2 protein-coding genes are annotated in these 1,004 nt (G+C 64.4%); both read right to left on the bottom strand.

The window, feature by feature from the left end; all coding sequences use genetic code 11:
* Window positions 1-608 (bottom strand): NAD-dependent epimerase/dehydratase family protein (locus GWG65_RS40210; protein ID WP_275200920.1); only part of this gene is annotated, 608 nt, incomplete at its 3' end.
* A partial coding sequence (locus tag GWG65_RS40205) for a GDP-mannose 4,6-dehydratase (RefSeq protein WP_275200919.1) occupies window positions 580-1,004 on the bottom strand: 425 nt, incomplete at its 5' end. The genes GWG65_RS40205 and GWG65_RS40210, both read right to left, overlap by 29 nt.

Raw genomic sequence — 1,004 nt, 5'->3', positions numbered from 1 at the left:
GCGACCTTGGCCTCGTGGAAGCGGCGGATCAGGGCGGCGACCACATGGCTCAATTCGGGATGATAATTGTCGCCGGGGCCGTAGAGATTGGTCGGCATCACGCTGATGAAGTCGCATCCGTACTGGCTGCGATAGGCCTCCGCCATCTTGATGCCGGCGATCTTGGCAATCGCGTAGGGCTCGTTGGTCGGCTCCAGCGGGCCGGTCAGCACCGAGTCCTCGCGCAAGGGCTGCGCCGCCAGCTTCGGATAGATGCAGGACGAGCCCAGAAACATCAGCTTTTCGGCGCCGCTCTGATGCGCAGCGTGGATCACGTTGGCCGCAATCGCGATGTTCTCGTAGATGAATTCGGCGCGCAGCGTGTCGTTGGCGACGATGCCGCCGACCTTGGCGGCGGCAAGGAAGACGACTTGCGGCCGCGTCTTCGCAAACCAGTCGAACACGGCGGCCTGGTTGCAGAGATCGACCTCGCGCCGGTCCACCGTGACGAGCTTGACGTCCTCCCGCGCCAGGCGGCGCACGAGCGCGCTGCCGACCATGCCGCGATGTCCGGCAACGTAGACGGTCTTGCCTGTCAGCTCAAACGGTGCGTTTGCCACCAGCCACATCCCGTTTTGCCTCCGCCAGATCGCTCGCCACCATTTCCTCGACGAGTTGGACAAACGTCCGCTTCGGCGTCCAGCCGAGCACCTCGCGTGCCTTGCTGGCATCACCGACGAGCAGATCGACCTCGGTCGGGCGGAAGTAGGTCGGATCGATCCGCACCACGGTCTTGCCGCTCTTGATGTCGATGCCGGTCTCGTCGATGCCCTCGCCGCGCCACCCGATGCGGCGACCGACCTGCGCGAACGACAGCTCGACCATCTCGCGCACCGAGCGCATCTCGCCGGTGGCGAGCACGAAGTCGTCCGCCTTGTCGGCCTGCAGGATCTTGTGCATGCCTTCGACATAATCCTTGGCATGACCCCAGTCGCGCTTGGCGTCGAGATTGCCGAGATAGAGCA

Source organism: Bradyrhizobium sp. CSA207, assembly GCF_029051685.1.
In the GTDB taxonomy this organism is placed as follows: Bacteria; Pseudomonadota; Alphaproteobacteria; order Rhizobiales; family Xanthobacteraceae; genus Bradyrhizobium.
This window is presented reverse-complemented; position numbering and strand designations above follow the sequence as displayed.